Origin of the sequence: Streptomyces sp. NPDC050508 (assembly GCF_040655155.1) — a bacterium.
GTDB lineage: Bacteria > Actinomycetota > Actinomycetes > Streptomycetales > Streptomycetaceae > Streptomyces.
Genome location: NZ_JBFAJJ010000006.1, coordinates 469,333 through 490,446, shown reverse-complemented (window position 1 = coordinate 490,446; position 21,114 = coordinate 469,333). Strand labels below are relative to the sequence as shown.

The window sequence follows — 21,114 nt, the reverse complement described above, 5'->3', positions numbered from 1 at the left end:
GCGGTGATCGGGTGTGGGGGGAAGTGGGGGGTGGCGCAAAGTCGTCGGTCGGGGGCTGCGGGGGTCGCGCTGGGGGCCGCGGTGGTGGTGGGGACGGGGGAGGAGGGGGTCGGCGGGTTGGTCGCTCAGGTGCGTGTGATGTCCTCCGCCGCATCGAGCACCAGTCCCCAGGGGAACTCCTTCGGCCTGCCCTGCCCGGGCTGGTTCGGCATGAAGCCGCCCTCGCCGTACAGGAGTTGGACGCCCATCGCGCGCAGCTCGGCGACGCTGCGGTCGAACTGGCGGTGCTGGGCGTAGGCCGCGTTGACGCAGGGCATGGCGACGATGGGGATGCCCTTGCCGATGCCCTCGGCGACGACGCCGACCACGAAGTCGTGGGTGAGGCCCAGGGCCCACGAGTTGACCGTGTTGAAGGTGACCGGCGCGAACGCGATCACGTCGGCCTTCGGCCAGACATCCGGCTCGCCCGGCATCTTGTACTCGCTGCGCACGGGGTGGCCCGTCAGCCGTGCCAGGGCGCCGAGTTGGGGTTCGAGCCAGTGGGCGGCGGTGGGGGTGAGACCGAGACAGACGTCGAAGCCGCGGGACTGGGCGTTCTCGATGACCTTCGCGATGTCTAGGGCTGGGGGTGCGGCGGAGGCGAAGAGGTAGAGGACGCGGGGGGTGGTCGTCATGGGGGCCATCCGATCACGGGGCAACCAGCGTTGATGTGTCGCGACGGCCTAGGCTTCGCGGAGTGATTGAGACCATCGTGTTCGACGTCGGCGAGACGATCACCCGAGACGACCGGTACTGGGCGTCATGGGCCGACTGGCTCGACGTTCCCCGCCACACTGTCTCCGCGCTTGTCGGGGCTGTGGTGGCCAGGGGGCAGGACAACGCGGAGGCGCTTCGGCTCGTCCGGCCGGGTATCGACGTCGCTGCTGAGTACCGCGCTCGCGAAACGGCTGGGCGAGGCGAGTGCCTCGACGAGAGCGACCTCTACGACGACGTCCGCCCGGCCTTGTCCGCGCTTCGCGAACTCGGGGTGCGAGTCGTCGTCGCCGGGAACCAGACCTCCCGCGCGGGCGAGTTGCTGCGTGCTCTCCACCTGCCTGTGGATCTCGTCGTCACGTCGGGGGACTGGGGGGTGGCGAAGCCGCAGCCGGAGTTCTTCGCGCGGGTGGTTGAGGTGGCGGGGGCGGCGCCGGACCGGACGGTCTACGTCGGCGACCATCCGGCCAACGACATCTTCCCCGCCAAGTCGGCCGGGCTGCGCGTCGCGCACATTCGCCGTGGCCCGTGGGGACACCTGTGGGCGGATGACGCCGAGGTCGTGGCGGCGGCCGACTGGCGCATCGACAGTCTTGGCCAGCTCACGTCGATCGTGGCGGACCGACCGTAACGTTGCGGCTCCACCAGCTTTGGCCGGTGGGGCCGTTCGCGCACACGCGGCGTATCGCCGTGGGTACGGTTCGGAGTGGACGCTCTCAACTGGAGCCTGTATGACCGTGTTTGCGAGTGACGGAGTAGGCAAGCGGATCGCCTACTACCGCAGCGTGGTCCGTCCGAAGATGACGCAGCAACAGCTCGCCGATGCGGCATGTATCGCTCTCGGAACTATCCGCAAGATCGAACGCGGTGAACGCGGCGTGACGGACGCCACGCTCGAAGCCATCGCGCACGCGTTAGGCGTTGACCCGACCCGGCTGCGGGCCGACCGAGGTTCTGCCTTCAGGGCCGTCCACGATGCGCTGCCCGCGCTTTCCGCCGCGATCGCCGACTACGACGTGCCCGACGACGGTCCGACGCGCTCGCTGCTCGGTCTGCGTATGGCAGTGAACGAAGCTCTCACTTGGCGACTGAGTGCCCAATACACGCGCATCGTCCGCACGCTTCCCGATCTGCTCACCGAACTCGCCCGTGCCTACCACCAGGCCTCCGCTCACGAGCGGTCCGAGTTGGCCGGCCTCCTGGTCGGTGCCTATCGTTCCGCCGATGCCGTTGCCTACAAGTCCGGTGCCCGCGACCTGTCGGCGCGCCTCGTCGAACTGATGAGGTGGGCTGCTCCAGAGGGCGGAGATCCGTTGCTGACGGCGTCTGTTGCGTATGTCCGCACCGAGACGTTTTTCGCGGCCCGCGCCCACGTACCCGGCCTGCGCGCCCTGGAACTCGCCCTCGACTCCGCACCCGCCCCCAACAAGCCGCCCGAGATCGCGGCTCGGGGCGCGCTCCACATGAGGGCCGCGGTCATCGCCGGCCGGGCGCGCGATGCCGCCGCGGCGGCCACTCACCTGACGGAAGCCCGCGCTTTCGCGGATCAGGTCACCGAGGACGTGTACTACGGCACCGCGTTCGGCCCTGACTCCGTGCGCATCCACGAGGTATCCGTCGCTGTCAGCCTCGGCGACGGACATGTCGGTCGCGCGCTCGACATCGCGAACGAGTGGAAACCGCCCCTCGACCTGCCGGCCGAGCGACGCTCCGGGTTCTACATTGAACTCGCCCGCGCTCAACTCTGGTCCGGCCTTACCGATGACGCCTTCGAGTCCTTGAAGGCCGCCCGACGGATCGCCCCGCAACACACCCGCGAGCACCCGTGGGTCCGTGAAGACGCCGCGACGTTACGCCGGTTGAAGCGGGCCGACTCTGAGGCCCTGACCAATTTCGCCGAATGGTGTGCCGCCACCTGAGCGAACCACCCCAACTACCCCTCCTCGGGGTACTTGTGGCCTTCCCACGCCTTCACCATCTGTCGCACGCGCAGAAACCAGCAGATGGGAAACCGACATGGCCGGGACCAGGGGCCTTCAAGGAATGCGAACCTCATCGAGAATCCGACCGGCCTGCGGAACTGTTGAAGAGTGGCTGGCTTCCGCCCACCCATCGCCGAACACGGTGTGCGACGAATGGGGCAGCATCGCGCAGCTCGCGCTGATCCCCCTCGGAAGGAACTTCGAGGCCGTCCGAATCCCTGAAGACATCGTGCACGACTTTGTGGGCGCCGACGACCCGCCCACGGTGAGCGCCCGTCTCGCCGAGCACCTCAACGACGGCCCGGTCATCCACGCCCCCGGATTCAGCCGCTACTACGCCCTCGTACCACCCGGCACCGCGGAGTTCTGGCGGGCCCGGGCTGCGGAATGCCTCGCTGAGGGCACCTACCTGGGCGTACCGCGCGCCGACCGAGTCGAGTTGAACGGCAGGACGAGGGCGTCGTACTGGTCGGTGCCGATGGCCCGGCCGAGTAGCCTGTGCACCGCCGCGGACGTTCTGGCTCTCGTGATGGCGGGCGACTGCCTGGCCCACGAAGACGAATCATGACCGAGCCCGCCGCCGAGGCCCGGTCATTGTCGGCGGAATGCACGCTCGCCCAACGCCCTGAGTACGAGGGGCTCCATGGCGAATGCCGTGAGACCAAGGACATTCCGCTACCGGGGACCACCCGCATCCTGCTCCAGCCCCGCTGCGGCTGTTCCTGCCACAGCTCCGACAAGCCCGGGACCTGATCCCGACCTGCCCCGGACGGGGCCCGACGGCGGCCGCTTCGGGTCAGGGCCGCGCCGCACCCAAGCCTCTCTCACAAGAAGGGAATGTTCATGACCGTCACCCTCGACCAGCCCGCAGGTACTCGCACCCGGGATCCGCAAGCACTCCTCAACGCCGTCGCTCCACACATCACGGAGCTGACCGTGAACATCTTCGACTCGGACATGAGCATCTGGGACCGCGAGACGGCCTTGCTTCTGAGGGACCACACCATGGTCCGTGACATGACCGAACGCATCCTCGACGCGCTCGTCCGGTTCGGTATCTGCCGCCTGTACAACGACGGCCGGTACAAGCACCACGACCCGTTCATCCAGCCCCCCGGCGGTAGCATCGCGGCGTCTACTGCCACGACCTGGCCCTGGTGGGGGAGCTTGCCGGTGTCCTGCCCGGCAAGCAGCGGAGGGAACTGCGGCGACGGGAGCGGCGTAGGCGGGCTGGGCGCCGGTAGACCGTCGGTGGGGCTTGTCAGTGGCTGGACAGCATCCGTAGGACGTTGGCGTACTGGCCCCGGGCCTCGGCGAAGCGCAGGGGTTCCACCGTCTTGACGAGGATCTCGTTCGGTTGCTCGGGGGAGTCGAGGATGGCCATGACCTCGTCGAGGAAGGTGTCGAGGGGCATGGCGGCAGGTGACTCCTCCTGCCCCATCAGGGCGGTGCGTACTGCCGGGGGCACCAGTTCGAGCACGTCGATGTTCGTGTCCGCGAGTTGGACGCGCAGGCTCTCGGTGAAGGAGTGGACGGCGGCCTTGGTCGCGTTGTAGGTCGGGGTGGCGGGGAGGGGGACGAACGCCAGCCCGGAGGACACGGTCATGATCGTCGCCCGGGGGCGGGCGGCCAGGTGCTCGGTCAGCGCGGCCACCAGGCGGATGGGACCGAGGAGGTTGGTCGTCACCGTCGCCTCGGCCGTGGCCAGGAAACCGCCGGTGTGCAGGTCCTCCGGCTGCATGATGCCGGCCATCGCGATCAGGACGTCGAGGTCGGGGAAGCGTCGCAGGAGGTGTGCGGTGACCTCCTGGACGGCGACCGGGTCCGCGGTGTCGAGTACGACGGACTCGATGCCGGGGTTCTCCGCGACGACCTGCCTCAGCCTGTCCTCGCGGCGTCCGGAGACGATGACCCGGTTGCCTGCCGCGTGCAGCCGCAGTGCGAGGCCGAGGCCGATTCCGGAGGTCGCTCCGGCGATGAGAACGGTGTTGCCAGTGGGATTCATGGGGTGCTCCGTGGGTGTGGGTGTGGGCGGCGGTCAGTGAAGGGAGGGGAGGGCGGTCAGCCACTCCGTGATCGTCGAGACGTAGGTCGCCGGGGCATGGGTGTGCATCGCGTGCGGCATGGTCGGGAAGGCGCGATAGGTGAAGGTGTTTCCGGCGCCCTCGACCAGGTGCCGGACGTGCTCGACCTGCTGGTCGGAGATCGCGCCCACCAGGTTTCCGGTCTCCGGGTCGATGTGGTGGAAGTGGTGGGTGAACAGGACCGGCACCTTGACGTGGCGCAGCATCGTCTCGTGGTCGCAGGTGAGCGTGGCCCGGCCGGAGGCGAAGGCGTCGCCCCACTCCGGGTCGTACTCCAGAAGGTCCTGCGGAGGGCCTACGGGGGGTTCGGCCCCGGTCATCCGATGCAGTGCCGCGAGTATCCGGTCCGGGATTTCGCGGGCCATCGCTTTCTGCATTCCGGCGAGGTCGCCGATCGACCACTGAGGCCCCAGCCACTTGTGCCAGAGCCGGAACACCGGCCCCATGGCCTGGCTGATGGACTGCCCTACGGCGGGGTCGGCCTCGGAGGCGAACAGGGGAGCGTCCTCGTAGACCGCGGCCAGCACCTGCCCGGGCGCGGCGAACGCGGACAGCCAGGCGGCGACGGTCCCGCCCGAGGACAGGCCGCTGACGACGACCGGGCGGCCGATCACGCGGTCGATGAACCTGACGAGGTCGCCGCCGACGAGGTCGAGGCTGTAGCGGCCGGGCGTCCAGGTCGACCTGCCCTGGCCGCGCGGGTCGACGGCGTAGACCTGGTACTGGTGGCGGTCGGCAAGGAGTCGCATCGCGGCCTCGTAGCCCCACCACGACTCGGTCTGCGCGGGGACGAGGAGCAGCGCGGGGTGGGACGCGTCGCCGGCCACGGCGTAGTTCATGCGGATCTCGCCGAGGTCGACGGTCCGCTCGGTGAAGGCGTGGGGGACGAAGACGTCGGCGCGGTCGGCCGCCTCCAGGTAGCCGCTCACCGGCCTGCTCCCGTCAACTCGGCGGTGGCTCGCCACAGGTCCTGGGCTTTCGCCTCGTCCAGACCGGCCCTGCCGGGCCTGCGCACGGTGGGATGGCCCTTGATACTGCCGAAACCGTCCGGGCCGACGTAGGCGTTGCCGGGCACGTCCTGCGTCGCGGCGTACAGGGTGGGCAGGGCGCCGTGTTCGGGGTCGTTGAGCAGGAAAGTGAAGCGGTTGATGACGTTCGCCGAGGAGTGGGCGGCCAGCGAGGTCGTCGCGATGCCGGGGTGGGCGAGCACCGAGCGGACGGGGCTGCCCTGCGCTGTCAGCCGCCGTTGCAGCTCCAGGGAGAACAGCACGACCGCGAGCTTGGAGTCCCGGTAGGCGTGCATCCGGTGGTACGTGCGCGACCGCCAGTCGAAGTCGTCCACGTGGAGTTTGGACTGGCGGTGCAGCTGACTGGTGACGCTGACGACGCGGTCGGTCAGGTGCGGCAGGAGCAGGTTGGTCAGGACGAACGGGCCGGTGTAGTTCGTCGCGGTCTGTACGTCGAGACCGTCCGCGGTCCGGGCCGGCGGCACGTCCATGACGCCGGCGTTGTTGATGAGGATGTCCAGGTCGCCGCTCCACGCCTGCGCGAAGCTCCGTACCGATCCCAGGTCGGCGACGTCCAGGCGCCGGACCTCGAAGTCGCCGGGCATCCCGGCGATCGCCCTCCGGCCCTTTTCCGTGTCGCGTACCCCCAGCACGACGCGGGCGCCGACCCGCCCGAGTTCACGGGCGGTGATCAGGCCGATCCCGCTGCCGCCTCCGGTGATGAGTACCGTCCTGCCCGTCATGTCCGGCAGGTCGGCCGCTGTCCAGCTGGCCATGGCGTCTCGCTCTCGTCCGAGTCGTTGATCCGTGATCTGTCATAGGTGATCCGTGATCCGTGATCCGTGAGGACCAGTCGACGACACTCGGCCGCGCGGATGAAGGACCCGCCGATCCACTGACTCGCAGGCCGTGGTTGAGGCCGGCGGAGGCTGCGACGATGGGCTCATGGAGCACACGGTGGACCGCGCGTCCTTGGGCGCCTTCCTGCGGGCCCGGCGGGAGGCCCTGCAACCGGAGGACGTGGGACTGCGTCGCGGCACACGTCGGCGCGCCCGCGGCCTGCGCCGAGAGGAGGTGGCCGAGCTGTGCGACATGTCCGCCGACTACTTCGCCCGCCTGGAACGTGGTGACGGGCCGCAGCCCTCGCAGCAGATGGCGGCGGCGATCGCCCGCGGCCTGCGCCTCACCCCGGACGAACGCGACCACCTGTTCCTGCTGTGCGGGCACCGCACACCGCACCGGCGGCTGCGCGGCGAGCACGTCAACCCGGCGCTGATGCGCATCCTGGACCGGCTGCAGGACACCCCGGCACAGGTCATGGGCCCCCTCGGCGAGACCCTGCTGCAGACGCCTCCCGCCGTGGCCCTGCTCGGCGAACAGACCCACTACACGGGGGACGCCCGCAGCGCCCCTTACCGCTGGTTCACCGATCCGGCCGCCCGCGAGCGGTACCTCCCTGACGACTACGGCCTCAACAGCCGTGTGTACGTCGCGATGTTGAGGGCGGCGGCCACGAGGGAAGGGCCCCGCTCGCAGGCCGCCCGGCTCGTGGCGAGCCTGCTGCGCCTGAGCGCCGAGTTCGCGTCGCTGTGGGACCGGCAGGAGGTCGGCCTGCGCTGGAGCGAAGCCAAACGGTTCGTCCACCCGCAGGTCGGGCGCATCGACCTGTTCTGCCAGAACCTGCAGGAGCCCGACCAGTCACAGACCCTGCTGGTCTTCACCGCGACGCCGGGCACCGAAAGCCACGACAAGCTGGCGCTGTTGAACGTTCTCGGGGCGGACAGCTTCCCGGTCGGCTGACCTTGCGGATCAACTCGGCCCGGGCAGTGGGGGAGAGGGTGAGTCGGGGGCCCTGCTGGTTCTTGGAGTCGCGGATGTGGATGGGGTGGAGGGGCAGTTCGCAACCTCCACGCAGCCGTCGGAACGGCACCTCTTCACGGTACTGCCAAGTCGCCTGGCCAGAGCGGGTGTTGGGCGGTGGCCCTGGGCGTACCGTGTTGGCACGCGATCCGGGGGCAGCGGCACGGGGACGGCACGATGGGCGAGCAGTACGGCGGGGATCACCAGGATTTCCGGGGCGGGGAGTTCAAAGGGCCCTTCACCGCGAAGAAGGTGGAGTACCACCAGCACGGGCCGGCGCCCACCGCGCTGGATGCCCTGCCTCCGAAGGTGGCCGGGTTCACCGGTCGCGGTGACCAACTCGGCGAGCTGCTCGGCGCGTTCGACCCGGATGGGGGTGGAGCGTCGGGAGCTGTGTTGGTCGCCGCGGTGTCCGGGCTCGGCGGTATCGGCAAGACCGCGCTGGCGGTGGAGGCGGCGCACGAGGCCAGTGACAAGGGGTGGTTCCCGGGTGGGGTGCTCTTCGTCAATCTCCATGGGTACGACGATGATCGCGTTACGGCGGAACAGGCGCTGGAGACTCTGTTGAGGGGGCTGGGGACGCCTCCGGAGCACATTCCGAACGGGGTGGATGCGCGGGCGGCTCTGTATCGCTCGGTGCTTGCGGCGCGGGAACGGGAGTTGGGGGCTGTGCTGGTCCTGGCCGACAACGCGTCCTCGGTGGAGCAGGTGCGGCCGTTGCATCCCGGGGGTGTGCGGCACCGGCTGCTTGTCACCTCGCGGAGCAAGTTGCCTCAACTGGGGGCGCGGCTGCTGCCGTTGGGGGAGTTGAGTCCGGAGGAGGCGTACGACCTTCTGGACCGGGCGTTGCGGATCGCGGCTCCGGGTGATGCGCGGGTGGCGAATGAGAGTGGGGCGGCTGCCGAACTCGCCTTGCTGTGTGGGTATTTGCCGCTGGCCCTTCAGATCGCCGCGGCCTTGCTCGTCCTCGACAGGGACAAGTCCGTGGCCGAACTCGTGGTGGAGCTTGCCGAGTCCGGTGATCGGCTTCTGCATCTCGACGACGGTGAGCGCAGCGTGCGGGCTGCCTTTGACCTGTCGTATCGGCGTCTGCCGGCTGATCAGGCCCGGTTGCTACGGCTGTTGGCTCTGGCTCCGGGGCCGGAGGTGACCGCCGAGGTTGTCGCCGTGCTGGATGGGGCGGATGCTGCGCCGGTGCGTGTGCTTGATGCGTTGTGCCGCGCCCATCTTGTTGAGCGGGGGAGTGGGCGTGGGCGGTGGCGGTTGCATGACTTGGTGCGGGTGTTCGGGGTGGGTGTGGCCAAGGGAGATGTGGGGTTGTGGGAGGAGGGGGAGGCGGCGCGGGGGCGGGTGCTGGAGTTCTATCTGCGGTGGGCGAGGGCGGCGGATGGCTGGTTGCGGTGGCTGCCGGGGATGCCGGTGCCGGAGCGGTTCGGGGATCGGGCGGGGGCGTTGGCGTGGTTGGACTCGGAGCGGGCTGGGTTGGTGGCGGCGGTGCAGTGGGCGCGGGAAGAGCGGTTCGCGGGCACGGCGGTGCGGCTGTCGCAGTGTCTGGGGGTGTATCTGGACTGGCGGCGCTCTTTCGACGACAAGATCACGGTCTGCGGTGCCGCGCGGGAGGCCGCCCACCGCGCCGGTAACCGGGTGGGGGAGGCCATCGCGTGGGATGGTCTCGGCATCGCCCTGCGGGAGACGGGCCGGGCGGAGGAGGCGGTCGACGCGCATACCCGGGCCAGCGACCTGTTTCAAGCCGTTGGGGAGCGCCCCCGCGAGGCCAGCGCGTGGGACAACCTCGGCAGCGCCCTGCTGGATGCGGGCCGGGCGGAGGAGGCCATCGACGCCAACACTCGCGCCCGCGACCTCTTCCAGACCGCCGGGGATCGCCACCGCGAGGCCAGCGCGTGGAACAACCTCGGCTTCGCTCTGGGGGAGGCGGGCCGGACCGGGGAGTCGATCGACGCGCATACGCGGGCCCGCGACCTGTTTCAGGCCGTCGGGGATCGCCTCCGCGAAGCCATGGCGTGGAACAACCTCGGTGCCACCCTGTGGGAAGCGGGCCGGGTGGAGGAGGCGATTGAGGCATACAAGAAAGCCCTGGAGAGCTACTCGGAGTTCGACGACTGGTATGAGACGGGCCGCACCCTTTCCAACCTGGCCTTCGCCCGCCAGCACGTCGGCCGCCCCGCCGAGGCCCGCACCCACTACCTCCAGTCCGCCGACGCCTACACCCGAGCCAATGCCCCCACCGAAGCCGCCCGAGCCCGCACCCGGGCCGAAGAGATCACCCCTTAACCGCCCCACCCAAAGCAAACCCCCCACCCAACCGCCGCGCCACCAGCACATACAACAAAATCACCGGCGTCGAATAAACAACAGAAAACGCCGCCAGCTGCCCGTACGCCACCATCCCCCGATTCCCGAAGAACTCATTGATGCTCACGCTCGCCGGCATCTGATCCGGCGTAAGCAGCAGCATGAACGGGACGAAGAAGTTCCCCCACATCATCACGAACGAGAAGACGGTCACGACCGCGACGCCCGGCCCCATCAGCGGAAGAACGATCCGCACGAGCGACTGAAACGACGACGCCCCGTCCGTCCACGCCGCCTCCTCCAACTCCTTCGGTACGCCGTCCATGAAGTTCTTCATCAGCCAAATAGCGAACGGCAGTTGGGACGCGGCGAAGAAGAAGATCGTGCCCTGCATGGTGTCGATGAGATTCACCTGCACGAACAACGCGTACACCGGCACCATGATCGCCGTGATCGGAAGGCTCGTCGCGAAGAGGATCGTCAGGAGGAACGGGCGGTTCAGGCGCGAGCGGAAGCGGGACAGCGGATACGCCGCCAGCGCCGCGCACGCCACCGTCAGCAGCGTCCCAAAGCCGCACAGGATCAGGCTGTTGAGCAGGGGCGTGAAGGTGATGTCCGAGTTCAGGATCGCGTGGAAGTTGTCCAGGGTCAGGCCGTCGGGGGCCTTCACCTTGAGGTCCGCGTGGGCGTCGAGGGAGGACAGGACCACCCAGAGGAGTGGGAGCGCGAAGGTCGCCGCGACCACCAGAAGTCCCGCATCCGCGGCCAGGCGTCGGCTGGTGCGGCGGGAGGAGAGGGTGAGTGCCATGGGTCAGACCTCCGTTCGCAGCAGGCGCATGTAGATCACCGAGAAGAGCGAGCCGACCAGGAGCAGGAGCAGCGCGACCGCCGTGGCGTAGCCGATCATGCTGTTCTGGAAGGCCTGTTCGTACATGTAGAGGGGGAGGGTCTGGCTCTTGTTTCCCGGGCCGCCTCTCGTCATCACCCAGATCAGGCCGAAGACGGAGAGGGTCTGGAGGGTGTTGAGCATGAGGTTCGTGCCGATCGAGCGGCGGATCATCGGCAGCGTGATGTGCCACATGCGGCGCCAGCCGCCGGCGCCGTCGACCTCGGCCGCTTCCGTGATCTCCTGGGGGATTTCGTTCAGGGCCGCCGAGTACACCAGCATCGAGAACGCCGTTCCCCGCCACACGTTCGCGAACGACACCGCCAGGATCGGGAGCGTGAACAGCCAGTTCTGGGACGGGAGATGGAGCCAGTCCAGGATGGCGTTCAGCGTGCCTTCGCGGCGGAAGAAGGCGTAGAGGAGGAAGCCTGCTACCACCTCCGGGAGGACCCATGCCGTGATCACGATCGCGCCCGTGAGCGTGCGGATCGGTTTCGAGGCGCGTTGCATGAGGGTCGCGAGCGCCAGGCCGAGGGTGTTCTGGCCGACCAGGGACGACAACACCGTGAAGACCAGCGTCAGCCAGACCGCGTTGAGGAATTCCGAGTCCTTGAAGGCCGTACGGAAATTCGCGAAGCCTACGAACGACGAGTGGGCCTGGCCGGTGAGTTGGAGGTCGGTGAAGGCGATGTAGGCGCAGTAGCCGATCGGGACGGCCAGGAAGAGGAGCAGGAGGACCAGGGCGGGGGAGAGGGGGAGGAGGTGGGTGAGGACGCGGCGGAGGACGCGGTGGTCGTTGCGGGGGTGCCGCTGGTGCGCGCGCTGTTGCGGCGCCGGGCCCGGGGCGGACGTCGTCAGGTCCGGGCCCGGCGCTTGCCGGGGTGCGGTGGTCACTTCTCGGTGACCTGGTTGTCCGTGGCCGACTTGAGCTCGTCGGCGTACGAACTCGCCGCCTTGTCCACCGACATGTCGCCCGTCGTCACGCCCTCCATCGCCTCCTGGATGGCGGTGGAGACCTTCGGGTACGCCGGGTAGGCGGGGCGGTAGTGCGTGCTCGCGACCAGGTCCGTGAAGAACTTGATGCCGGGCTGGGCGGTCGCGTAGGCGGGGTCGGCGGCGACGTCCTTCCGTACGGAGATACCGGAGTTGGCGATGTACCACTTCTCCGCGTTCGCCTTCGTCTGCATCGTCTTGATGAAGTCGAAGGCCAGGTCCGGGTTGCCGGCCTTGGAGGGGATCGCCCAGGTCCAGCCGCCGGACATGCTCACCTTGCCGGGCGCCTGGCCGTTCTGTGTGGGCATGTACGCGAGGCCCAACTCCTGTGACCACTGCGGCCATTCATGACCGCTGCCCTTCAACCAGGCCTGGGGCAGCCAGGATCCGTCGAGCGCGATGCCGAGTTTGCCCTTGGGGAGGAGGTCACCGGCCACGTAGGTCTGGATGTTGGGGTCGAGGGCGTCGGACACGTCCGGGCCGAGCTTCTCCTTGTAGACCGTGTGGACGAAGGAGAGCGCGTCCTTGAAACCCTGGCTGCCGGCGATCCACTTCTTCGACGACTTGTCGTAAAGGGGGTCCGTGGTGCCGTTGTTGGTGCCGTAGAGCAGCATCTCGAAGCCCTGCATGGTGGCTGCTTCACCGGCCGGCTTGCCGGTGTAGACGTTGAGCGGGGTGACGCCGGGAACCTTCTGCTTGATCGTGCGGGCCGCGGCGAGGACGTCGTCCCACGTCTTCGGCTGCCAATTCGCGGGCAGGCCCGCCTTCTTGAAGATCCCCTTGTCGAACCAGAGACCGCGCGTGTCCGTCCCGTCCGGGACGCCGTACGTCTTCCCGTCCTCGGCCTTGGCAGCGGACTTCGACGTGTCGATGAACTGGTTCCAGTCCGGCCACTTCGAGAGGTAGGAGTCGAGGGGCTTGAGGTAGCCGGAGGTGATGTCGCTGTTGATGAGGAACGTGTCCTCGTACACCAGGTCCGGGGCCGTCTTCGGCGAGCGGAGCATCTGCTGGAGCTTGGTGTAGTACTCCGAGTCCGGGGCCTTGATCGGGACGAGCTCGACCTTCTTGCCCGGGTACTGCTTCTCGAACTGCTTCTTCATGTCGGCGAGGTAGGTGTCCATCACCTTGATGGAGTTGTCCGTCGACTGCTTGAAGGAGATCTTGACGGTGTCGGGGCTGCTGCCGGAACCACTGCCGCAGGCGGTGAGGGTGGTTGCGGCGAGGGAGAGAGCGGCGAGAGCAACTAGGGGCGTGAGTAGGGCAGTTCGGTGGGGGAGGGCGGCGGTGGGGCGCACGGGCATGACCTCCTACGGGCTCACTACGTTGTGGCCTGGGCGGATGGCTGCCCGGTGAAGGTAAGTGGAGTGGTCTAGTCAGGTCAATGCGTCTGCGGCGGATTGGGCGTCGGCGGCTTGGGTGGGGGCGTTGGCTCGGGTGTAGGCGTCGGCGGAGCAGAGGTAGTGGGCGCGGGCTTCGGCGGGGCGGGCGGCATCCTGGCGGACGCGAGCCAGGTTGGAGAGGGTCTGGCCCGTCCCGTACCAGTCCTCGAACTCCCGGTAGCCCTCCAGGGCCTTCTCGTACGCCTCAACCTCCTCCTCCACCCGACCCGTCTCTCGCAGGGCGAAGCCAAGATTGTTCCACGCTATGGCCTCGCCAAGGCGGTCCCTGACAGCCTGGTATAGGTCACGGGCACGGGTGTGAGCGTCGATGGCCTCCCCCGCCCGGCCCGCCGCCCGCAGGGCGCTGCCGAGGCTGTCCCATGCCCTGGCCTCGCTGGGGCGATCCTCGGCCGCCTGGAGGAGGTCGCGGGCGCGGGTGTGGGCGTCGATCGCTGCCTCCGCCCGACCCGCCTCCTCCAGGGCGATGCCGAGGTTGCCCCACGCGAAAGCTTCGCCGTGGCGGTCCCCGACAGCCCGGTATAGGTCGCGGGCGCGGATGTGGGCATCGACCGCCTCCCCCGCCCTACCCACTTCCAGCAGGGCGCCGCCGAGGTTGTTCCACGTGATGGCCTCCCCCACCTGGTTACCGGCGCGGTGAGCGGCCTCCAACGCGACACCACACACCGTGATCCCGTCGTCGAAAAAGCGCCGCCAGCCCAAGTACTCCGCCAAACACTGGGACAGCCGCACCGCCGTGTCCGCGTACCGCTCCTCCCGCGCCCACTGCACCGCCGCCACCAGCCCCGACCGCTCCGAATCCAGCCACGCCAACGCCCCCGCCCGATCCACAAACTGCTCCGGCACCGGCATCCCCGGCAGCCATCGCAGCCAGCCATCCGCCGCACCCGCCCACCGGTCGTAGAACCCCAGCACCCGCCCCCGCGCCGCCTCCCCTTCCCCCCACAACCTCGCATCCCCCTTGACCACACCCACCCCGAACGCCCGCACCAAGTCATGCAACCGCCACCGCACATCCGCCCCTCTCGGAACAGGCGTAACAAGGTGGGCTGCCGCGACTTCTTCGAGCAGGTCGAACGTCCGGTCGACGTCGAGGTCTGCCATTGCGGCGGCCATTTCACTGCCGACTTCGGCCGCCGGAGCCAGAGCCAGTAGACGCAGCAACCGGGCTTGCTCAGGCGGCAGTTGCCGATACGCCGCGTCGAAGACCGGGCGGAGTCCAACAGCCGCCGTCCAATCCTCAGCACCGCGCAACTCGTCCACGAGGGATGCGACGGACCGGTGTCGGCGCTTGCGCAGCATGCCCGCGGTGATCCTCAGCGCGAGCGGATGGTGGCCGCAGAGCATGGCAAGCTCCGACACAGCCTCCGGTTCACGCGTCGCCCGATCGTCGCTGCGGTCGCTGAGCCGCAAGGATCTGTCGATGAGGTCGGTGGCATCCTCCGCGTTGAGGACATTGAGGTCGATCAGCTGAGCGTCCAGTTCGGTGAGCCGATCCCGGGAGGTGACCAGCACCCGGTGATGATCCGTCCCCGGCACAAGCGGCACCACTTGCCCCGCATCCGACGCGTTGTCGAGGACCAGCAACATCGCCCCCCGCTCCTCCGCCAACAGCCGCCGATACAGCCCGTACTGCCCCGCCGCCGTCTGCGGAAGATCCGGCCCCCGCACCCCCATCCCGTCCAGCAGCGCGACCACCGCCTGATCCGCCGTGACCGGATCCTCGTCGTACCCCCGAAAGTCGACGAACAACGTCCCGCCCGGAAACCACCCGTCCCGCACCGCACGATGCGCGGCACACAACGCCAGCGACGTCTTCCCGATCCCGCCCAGCCCGGACACCGCACAGATCACCACCGGCAGATCGGACTCGGCGGCCGGATCCAGTACCGGAAACAGCCGCGCCAAGTCCTCGTCCCGCCCGGTGAACCCCGCAGGCACCGCAGGCAACGCGGCCGTAGCCACCGGCACGGGCCCATGCACAGAACCCCGCCCGGTACTACCGTTCCCCGTCCTGCCGTCCCACCCGCTTGGCAACGAACGGCCCGTTGAAAGTGCTCCCCCGAAAGTCGAGGTGATCCCCTCCGTACGTGTCCCCCGTCGCCCCCGTAGCCCCCCGATGGGGCCCCTCCTCGGAGTCCTCGACCTCCCTGTCGGACCCCCCGACCCGCCCACCACGGAACGGCCGCAACTCCCGCAACACCGCCACCGCAGCAGCCGCCGCGTTCTCCGCGGCCCGCGGCTGCCAACCCTCCCCGTCCGCAAGGGACTTGCCCGCGTCGGCCCGGTCGCTGATACCCCGGATCACCAGCGCGTCCCCACCCGCGAGATCCACGGCGCTGACGACCCCCGAGCCCTCCATCTCGATGGCCGCCGCGTCGTTGTAGTGCCTCCGCAGGTGTTCCGCGAGCGCGGACTCGGGTGCGGCCAGGACGACGTCGCCCGCGGCGATCGGCTTCAGGTGGGCATGGGGGTCGTCCCGCAGCGCCTCCCGGGCCGCCGCGGCCAGCCGGTGCGACGCCCGCCACGCCTCCGGCCGTACGAGAAAACCCTCCGGGGTTTCCTTGCCGCCGTGGATGCCGTACACCTTCGTCGCCACCACGACGTCGCCCAGATCGATGTCGCTCTTCAGGGCCCCGGCGACCCCCACGAACAGCACCGCCTGCGGCTCCAGCCACGTCATCACGCGCTCGGTGAGCGCGGCGGCCGTCAGGGTTCCCTCGCCCATCTCGACCAGGGCGACGGACCAGGGTGTTCCGGGGAGTTGGCCGATCGCGGCCCGGGTGCCTCGCGGATGCTCCCGCTTCCGTACGTCCGTGAGATGGGCGTGCACGGCCTTGTACTCCAGCGGCAGCGCGGTCAGCACCGCGACAGTGGGTGGCAACTCAGGCATCTCAGACACTCCCTTAAGGTACTTCCAAGTCGCCTGCGCAGCTGCTGTGTTGGCACCAGTGGGGGGAGAGGCTAGGGCAATGCCGGAACGTGACGTCACCGTGGGCCAGTTGCTCCTCGCCGAGTACCAGACCGTCAAGGACGAGCAGAAGACCCGTATCGGCTTCCGCGACAACCTCCTCTACGTCACCCTCACCGTCGTCGCCGCCGTCATCGCCGCCGCGGCCCAGGCCAAGCAGTCCGAGATGCTGCTCGCGCTGCCGCCGGTGTGTGTCGTGCTCGGCTGGACCTACCTCGTGAACGACGAGAAGATCTCCTCGATCGGGACGTACGTACGGGATGACCTGGCGCCCCGGCTCGCCGAACTCGCCCAAGCCGAGGGGGTGTTCGCGTGGGAGAGCACCCACCGTTCCGACACCCGCCGGCGTTCCCGCAAGGTCATCCAGTGTGTGATCGACCTGCTGGCGTTCTGCGTCGTTCCGTTCGCCGGGCTCGTTGTGTATTGGGCCGCGGGTCAGACGTCGCCCGGCCTGCTCGCCCTGTCCGTCGGCGAGGCGCTCATCGTCGTCGGCCTCGGCCACCAGGTCCTCAGTTACGCGCGGCCCTTCAACTCGCCCCGCCCGTCTACCCCTTGACCCACCGGTACTGCAACTCGGGCCGCCCCACAGTCCCGTACTGAGGACTCCTCGCCGCCCTCCCCGCCTCCACCAAGTGCTCCAGGTACCGGCGAGCAGTGATCCGGGAGATCCCCACCGCCTCCGCCACCCCGGCCGCGGTGAGCCCCTCCCCGCAGTCCCGCAGAGTGACCGTCACCCGTTCCAACGTCGGCGCGCTCAGCCCCTTGGGCAGCGCCGCGGGCGAAGGCGCGCGCAAAGCAGCCAACGCCCGGTCGACCTCGTCCTGCCCGCTCGCCTCGCCCGCCGCCGCGTGGAACTCGGCGTACCGCACCAGCCGGTCCCGCAGCGTGGCGAACGTGAACGGCTTCAGTACGTACTGGACGACCCCCAGCGACACGCCCTCCCGCACCACCGCCAGGTCCCGCGCCGACGTCACCGCGATCACGTCCGCGTGATACCCGGCCGCCCGCAACGACCGCGCGAGTTGCAGCCCGTGCGCATCCGGCAGATGCAGGTCGAGCAGCAACAGGTCCACCTGCGTACGCTCCAGCGCCCGGCGCGCCTCCGCCCCGGTGTGCGCCTTGCCCACCGCCACGAAGCCCGGCACCCGGCCGACGTACATGACATGCGCGTCGGCGGCGACGGGATCGTCCTCGACGATGAGGACGCGGATCGGCTCGGCCGTAGTCATGAGTCGCCACCTTTGGAAAAGAAACTTTGGGACGACGCCCGGGCACCACCCGCATCCGCACCCGAACTCGCATCCGCACCCGAATCGACCCCTGTCCCCGACCCGTCCCCCCACAACGGCAACCGCACCTCGAACACCGCCCCGCCCCCCTCCGCCTCAGCCACCGTCAACGTCCCCTCATGCCGGTTCACCGCCTGCCGCACCAACGCCAGCCCCAGCCCCCGACCACCGGGCCCCGCCGGCTTCGTCGAGAAGCCCCGCTGGAACACCGCCTCCGCGTGCGCCGGATCCACCCCCGCTCCCGTGTCCGCGACCCGCAGCACCAGCGCGGAGCCGTCCGCGCCGGCCTCCGTGCACGCCGTCACCGTGACCCGCGCCCGCAGGCTCCCCTGCGCGGCGTCCACCGCGTTGTCGATCAGGTTCCCGAGGATCGTCACCAAGTCCCGCGCGGACAGCGAATCCGGCAGCAGGCCGTCGTCCAGGGCGCTGTCCTCCGATACGACCAACTCCACGCCCCGCTCGTTCGATTGGGCCGTCTTGCCCAGCAACAGGGCAGCCAGCACAGGCTCGTTGACCGCCGAGACCACCTGATCCGTCAGCGTCTGGGCCAGCTCCAACTCGGCCGTCGCGAAGTCCACCGCCTCCTCCGCGCGCCCCAACTCGATGAGGGAGACGACCGTGTGCAGCCGGTTCGCCGCTTCGTGCGCCTGTGATCGCAGCGCCTGGGTGAAGCCGCGTTCGGAGTCCAACTCGCCCATGAGGGACTGGAGTTCGGTGACGTCCCGAAGAGTCGCCACTGTTCCCCGACGCTCACCGCCCGACACCGGTGACGTGTTCACCACCAGCACCCGGGACGCCGTCAGATGCACCTCGTCCACGCGCGGCTCCGACGACAGCAGCGCGCCCGTCAACGGTGCGGGCAGGCCGAGGCTCGCGACCGAGCGGCCCACCACGTCCACCTCCGGGCCGACCCCCAGCAGCTCGCGCCCGCCGTCGTTCATCAGCGCCACCCGGTACTGCCCGTCGAGCATCAGCAGCCCTTCGCGCACCGCGTGCAGCGCGGCCTGGTGGTAGTCGTGCATGTGGCTCAGTTCGGCCGCGTTCATGCCGTGGGTGTGGCGGCGGAGACGGGCGTTCACGACGTACGTTCCTACGGCACCCAGTGCCAGGGCACCGGCCGCCACCCCGATCAGAGCCGTCACCTGGTCCTGGACCCGTTGGGTGATCGCCTCGACCCGGATGCCGGCGCTGACCAGGCCGATGACCTTGCCGCCACTCTCGATGGGGGTGACCGCGCGGACGGACGCGCCGAGGGTGCCGGTGTAGGTCTCGGTGAAGGAGTCGCCCTTCAGGGCCGGACCGATGTGGCCGAGGAACTTCTTCCCGATCTGGTTCCTGTCCGGGTGCGTCCAGCGGATGCCCTGCGGATTCATGATCGTGACGAAGTCCACCTGTGTGTGCCGCTGGACGCGCACGGAGTACGCCTCCAGGTGGGCGGTGGGGTCGGACGTACCGATCGCCGCCACCACCGACGGCGAGTCCGCGACCGAGCGCGCCACCGCCATGGCCTGACGGCCCGCCGCGTCCTCGGCCTGGCTGCGGTCGCTGACGTAGGTGAACAGTGCGTACCCGGCGACGACGACCGCTATCAGCACGGCCTGCATGCCGAAGAGCTGGCCGGCGAGGCTGCGGGGTCGGGGGACGTGCGGGAGGCGCATGCCGTCAGTGTGCCTCTCCCGATCCGCACGAACTAAATGAACGTAAGGGTGACCGCCCTCACAAGCCGGGAGATAGTCACCGCAACCCCCGGAAGCAGCCGCCTCCCGGAGCAGGCCGCACATCGCATCGGATCAGTGTGGACCGCCGTAGAACCCGTAAAAACGTAAGACCCGTAAGACCCGTAAGACCCGTAAGACCCGTAAGACCCGTAAGACCCATGAATCCCATGAACCCCCGGACGTGAGCCGCACTCGCCACCCGGGTTCCGCCGGTCGTGAGCCGCACGCCGGATGATGCCGACGACGTCGTCAAGGAGGGCAGCCGTGGCCAGCACCCCCGCACCCGCACCTGCCGCACCCGCAGCACCCCCCGCGAAGCGGGACCGCACCCACTACCTCTACATCGCGGTGATCATCGCGGTCGCCCTCGGTATCGCCGTCGGGTTCATCGCGCCGGACTTCGCCAAGGAGCTGAAGCCGCTCGGTACGGGCTTCGTCGCGCTGATCAAGATGATGATCTCGCCGATCATCTTCTGCACGATTGTGCTCGGCGTCGGCTCCGTACGGAAGGCCGCGCAGGTCGGCAAGGTCGGCGGGCTCGCGCTCGGCTACTTCATCACCATGTCGTTCGTGGCGCTGGCCATCGGCCTGGTCGTCGGCAACATCATCCACCCGGGCAGCGGGATGCACCTGACCGAGGCCGTCAAGGGCGTCGGGCACGACCAGGCCAAGGCCGCCGCCGAGGGCCCCGTCGACTTCCTCCTCGGGATCATCCCGACCACCTTCGTGTCGTCCTTCACCGAGGGCCAGGTCCTCCAGACGCTGCTGATCGCGCTGCTCTCGGGCTTCGCGCTGCAGGCCATGGGCCGGACCGGTGAGCCGGTGCTGCGTGGCGTCGAGTACATCCAGAAGCTGGTCTTCCGCATCCTCGGCATGATCATGTGGGCGGCGCCCGTCGGTGCCTTCGGCGCGATGGCCGCGGTGATCGGCGAGACCGGCATGGACGCGCTCAAGGCGCTGGGCACGATCATGCTCGGCTTCTACGTCACCTGTTTCCTGTTCATCGTGATCGTGCTCGGCACGCTGACCAAGCTGGTCGCCAAGGTCAGCCTCTTCCAGCTGCTGAAGTACCTCGGCCGTGAGTTCCTGCTGATCGTCTCCACGTCCTCCTCCGAGTCCGCGCTGCCGCGGCTCATCGCGAAGATGGAGCACCTGGGTGTCAGCCGCCCGGTCGTCGGCATCACCGTGCCGACCGGCTACTCCTTCAACCTCGACGGCACGATGATCTACCTGACGATGGCCTCGCTGTTCATCGCCGACGCCATGGACCAGCCGATGAGCATCGGTCAGCAGATCGGGCTGCTGCTCTTCATGATGGTCGCCTCCAAGGGCGCGGCCGGTGTCTCCGGCTCCGGTATCGCCGTACTGGCCAGTGGTCTCCAGTCGCACAAGCCGGCCCTGGTCGACGGTGTCGGCCTGATCATCGGCATCGACCGCTTCATGAGCGAGGCCCGCGCGGTCACCAACTTCGCCGGCAACGCCGTCGCCACGCTGCTCATCGGCACCTGGACCGGCGAGGTCGACAAGGAGCGGGTGGACCGGGTGCTCGCGGGTGAACTGCCCTTCGACGAGAAGACGTTGCTCGACGAGAAGGATGGCGACGACCACCTCGACGGCGTGCCCGAGCAGGGCGGCGAGAAGGAACTCGCCAAGGCCTGAGCGTCCCTCCTGAGCGTGGCGTCCGGGCCGACCTGAACACGGTCCGGACGCCCGACGACTCCGGGCGGCTGGGTGTCCCCCCGTCGCTCAGCCGCCCGGTCCTTACAGGGATGCAGCAGGGATGTACCAGGGACGCACCAGGGATGTACTAGCGTGCCGTGCCGTGCCGGAAATCTCCGGCGCGCACGGCACGTTCGCGTTC

General features: G+C 69.0%; 19 protein-coding genes and 1 pseudogene. 8 read left to right on the top strand and 12 right to left on the bottom strand.

The features are described 5' to 3' along the window. Nucleotides 1-125 precede the first annotated feature (125 nt). Nucleotides 126-674, bottom strand: a complete 549-nt coding sequence (locus AB0I69_RS20470) for a flavoprotein (protein WP_363097035.1) — start codon at nucleotides 672-674, stop codon at nucleotides 126-128. A 62-nt stretch (nucleotides 675-736) separates the two neighbouring features. Between AB0I69_RS20470 and AB0I69_RS20465 the strand changes: the two genes are divergently transcribed. The 4 genes and pseudogenes from AB0I69_RS20465 to AB0I69_RS20450 form a co-directional block, all read left to right on the top strand. After that, nucleotides 737-1,384: an HAD family hydrolase gene (locus AB0I69_RS20465; RefSeq protein ID WP_363097034.1), complete on the top strand. Its 648-nt coding sequence runs from the start codon at nucleotides 737-739 to the stop codon at nucleotides 1,382-1,384. Nucleotides 1,385-1,484: 100 nt separating this feature from the next. Continuing rightward, nucleotides 1,485-2,672 (top strand): helix-turn-helix transcriptional regulator, encoded by a 1,188-nt coding sequence (locus AB0I69_RS20460; RefSeq protein ID WP_363097033.1) that lies wholly within the window; start codon nucleotides 1,485-1,487, stop codon nucleotides 2,670-2,672. A gap of 292 nt (nucleotides 2,673-2,964) precedes the next feature. Continuing rightward, complete coding sequence (locus AB0I69_RS20455; RefSeq protein WP_363097032.1) at nucleotides 2,965-3,303, top strand: hypothetical protein; 339 nt, start codon at nucleotides 2,965-2,967, stop codon at nucleotides 3,301-3,303. A 275-nt stretch (nucleotides 3,304-3,578) separates the two neighbouring features. Further along, a pseudogene (locus AB0I69_RS20450) lies at nucleotides 3,579-3,845 on the top strand (hypothetical protein); the annotation flags it as partial. Between the two features lie 151 nt (nucleotides 3,846-3,996). Here the strand turns inward: AB0I69_RS20450 and AB0I69_RS20445 are convergent. The 3 genes from AB0I69_RS20445 to AB0I69_RS20435 are packed head-to-tail and all read right to left on the bottom strand — an operon-like array spanning nucleotide 3,997 to nucleotide 6,602. Continuing rightward, entirely contained in the window at nucleotides 3,997-4,740 is a 744-nt protein-coding gene (locus tag AB0I69_RS20445; RefSeq protein ID WP_363097031.1) for an SDR family NAD(P)-dependent oxidoreductase, read from the bottom strand. Between the two features lie 33 nt (nucleotides 4,741-4,773). Further along, nucleotides 4,774-5,748: an alpha/beta hydrolase gene (locus AB0I69_RS20440; protein WP_363097030.1), complete on the bottom strand. Its 975-nt coding sequence runs from the start codon at nucleotides 5,746-5,748 to the stop codon at nucleotides 4,774-4,776. Beyond that, on the bottom strand, nucleotides 5,745-6,602 hold the full coding sequence (locus tag AB0I69_RS20435; protein ID WP_363097029.1) for an SDR family NAD(P)-dependent oxidoreductase: 858 nt from the start codon (nucleotides 6,600-6,602) through the stop codon (nucleotides 5,745-5,747). Before AB0I69_RS20435 ends, AB0I69_RS20440 begins: the two co-directional genes overlap by 4 nt. A gap of 169 nt (nucleotides 6,603-6,771) precedes the next feature. Between AB0I69_RS20435 and AB0I69_RS20430 the strand changes: the two genes are divergently transcribed. Next, nucleotides 6,772-7,626, top strand: coding sequence for a helix-turn-helix transcriptional regulator (locus tag AB0I69_RS20430; protein ID WP_363097028.1), 855 nt, complete (start codon nucleotides 6,772-6,774; stop codon nucleotides 7,624-7,626). Here the strand turns inward: AB0I69_RS20430 and AB0I69_RS20425 are convergent. Then, nucleotides 7,544-7,756 carry a DUF397 domain-containing protein gene (locus AB0I69_RS20425; protein ID WP_363097027.1) on the bottom strand — a complete coding sequence of 71 codons (213 nt, stop codon included), beginning with the start codon at nucleotides 7,754-7,756 and terminating at the stop codon, nucleotides 7,544-7,546. The genes AB0I69_RS20430 and AB0I69_RS20425 overlap by 83 nt on opposite strands. A gap of 107 nt (nucleotides 7,757-7,863) precedes the next feature. On the opposite strand from AB0I69_RS20425, the gene AB0I69_RS20420 reads away from it, so the two are divergent. Further along, a complete protein-coding gene (locus tag AB0I69_RS20420) occupies nucleotides 7,864-9,978 on the top strand; it encodes a tetratricopeptide repeat protein (RefSeq protein WP_363097026.1) in 2,115 nt (704 codons plus the stop codon). Here AB0I69_RS20420 and AB0I69_RS20415 read toward each other — a convergent pair. The 5 genes from AB0I69_RS20415 to AB0I69_RS20395 all read right to left on the bottom strand — a co-directional run bounded on the left by AB0I69_RS20415 (nucleotide 9,968) and on the right by AB0I69_RS20395 (nucleotide 16,168). Further along, nucleotides 9,968-10,807 (bottom strand): carbohydrate ABC transporter permease, encoded by an 840-nt coding sequence (locus tag AB0I69_RS20415; protein ID WP_363097025.1) that lies wholly within the window; start codon nucleotides 10,805-10,807, stop codon nucleotides 9,968-9,970. The two genes, AB0I69_RS20420 and AB0I69_RS20415, sit on opposite strands and share 11 nt — an antisense overlap. 3 nt (nucleotides 10,808-10,810) lie before the next feature. Next, nucleotides 10,811-11,743: a sugar ABC transporter permease gene (locus AB0I69_RS20410; protein ID WP_363097130.1), complete on the bottom strand. Its 933-nt coding sequence runs from the start codon at nucleotides 11,741-11,743 to the stop codon at nucleotides 10,811-10,813. Nucleotides 11,744-11,775: 32 nt separating this feature from the next. Beyond that, nucleotides 11,776-13,179: an extracellular solute-binding protein gene (locus AB0I69_RS20405; RefSeq protein WP_363097024.1), complete on the bottom strand. Its 1,404-nt coding sequence runs from the start codon at nucleotides 13,177-13,179 to the stop codon at nucleotides 11,776-11,778. 72 nt (nucleotides 13,180-13,251) lie between these two features. Next, nucleotides 13,252-15,240: a tetratricopeptide repeat protein gene (locus AB0I69_RS20400; RefSeq protein ID WP_363097023.1), complete on the bottom strand. Its 1,989-nt coding sequence runs from the start codon at nucleotides 15,238-15,240 to the stop codon at nucleotides 13,252-13,254. 34 nt (nucleotides 15,241-15,274) lie between these two features. Then, the gene (locus AB0I69_RS20395) at nucleotides 15,275-16,168 is read right to left on the bottom strand and encodes a 5'-methylthioadenosine/S-adenosylhomocysteine nucleosidase (RefSeq protein ID WP_363097129.1); all 894 of its coding nucleotides are present in this window, start codon (nucleotides 16,166-16,168) and stop codon (nucleotides 15,275-15,277) included. Nucleotides 16,169-16,247: 79 nt separating this feature from the next. Between AB0I69_RS20395 and AB0I69_RS20390 the strand changes: the two genes are divergently transcribed. Beyond that, entirely contained in the window at nucleotides 16,248-16,802 is a 555-nt protein-coding gene (locus tag AB0I69_RS20390) for a hypothetical protein (protein ID WP_363097022.1), read from the top strand. Here the strand turns inward: AB0I69_RS20390 and AB0I69_RS20385 are convergent. Beyond that, nucleotides 16,792-17,475, bottom strand: coding sequence for a response regulator (locus AB0I69_RS20385; protein WP_363097021.1), 684 nt, complete (start codon nucleotides 17,473-17,475; stop codon nucleotides 16,792-16,794). The genes AB0I69_RS20390 and AB0I69_RS20385 overlap by 11 nt on opposite strands. Beyond that, the gene (locus AB0I69_RS20380) at nucleotides 17,472-19,193 is read right to left on the bottom strand and encodes a sensor histidine kinase (RefSeq protein WP_363097020.1); all 1,722 of its coding nucleotides are present in this window, start codon (nucleotides 19,191-19,193) and stop codon (nucleotides 17,472-17,474) included. Before AB0I69_RS20380 ends, AB0I69_RS20385 begins: the two co-directional genes overlap by 4 nt. A 294-nt stretch (nucleotides 19,194-19,487) precedes the next feature. Here AB0I69_RS20380 and AB0I69_RS20375 point away from each other — a divergent pair, with 294 nt between their 5' ends. Next, complete coding sequence (locus AB0I69_RS20375) at nucleotides 19,488-20,912, top strand: cation:dicarboxylase symporter family transporter (RefSeq protein WP_363097128.1); 1,425 nt, start codon at nucleotides 19,488-19,490, stop codon at nucleotides 20,910-20,912. Nucleotides 20,913-21,114: the final 202 nt, after the last annotated feature.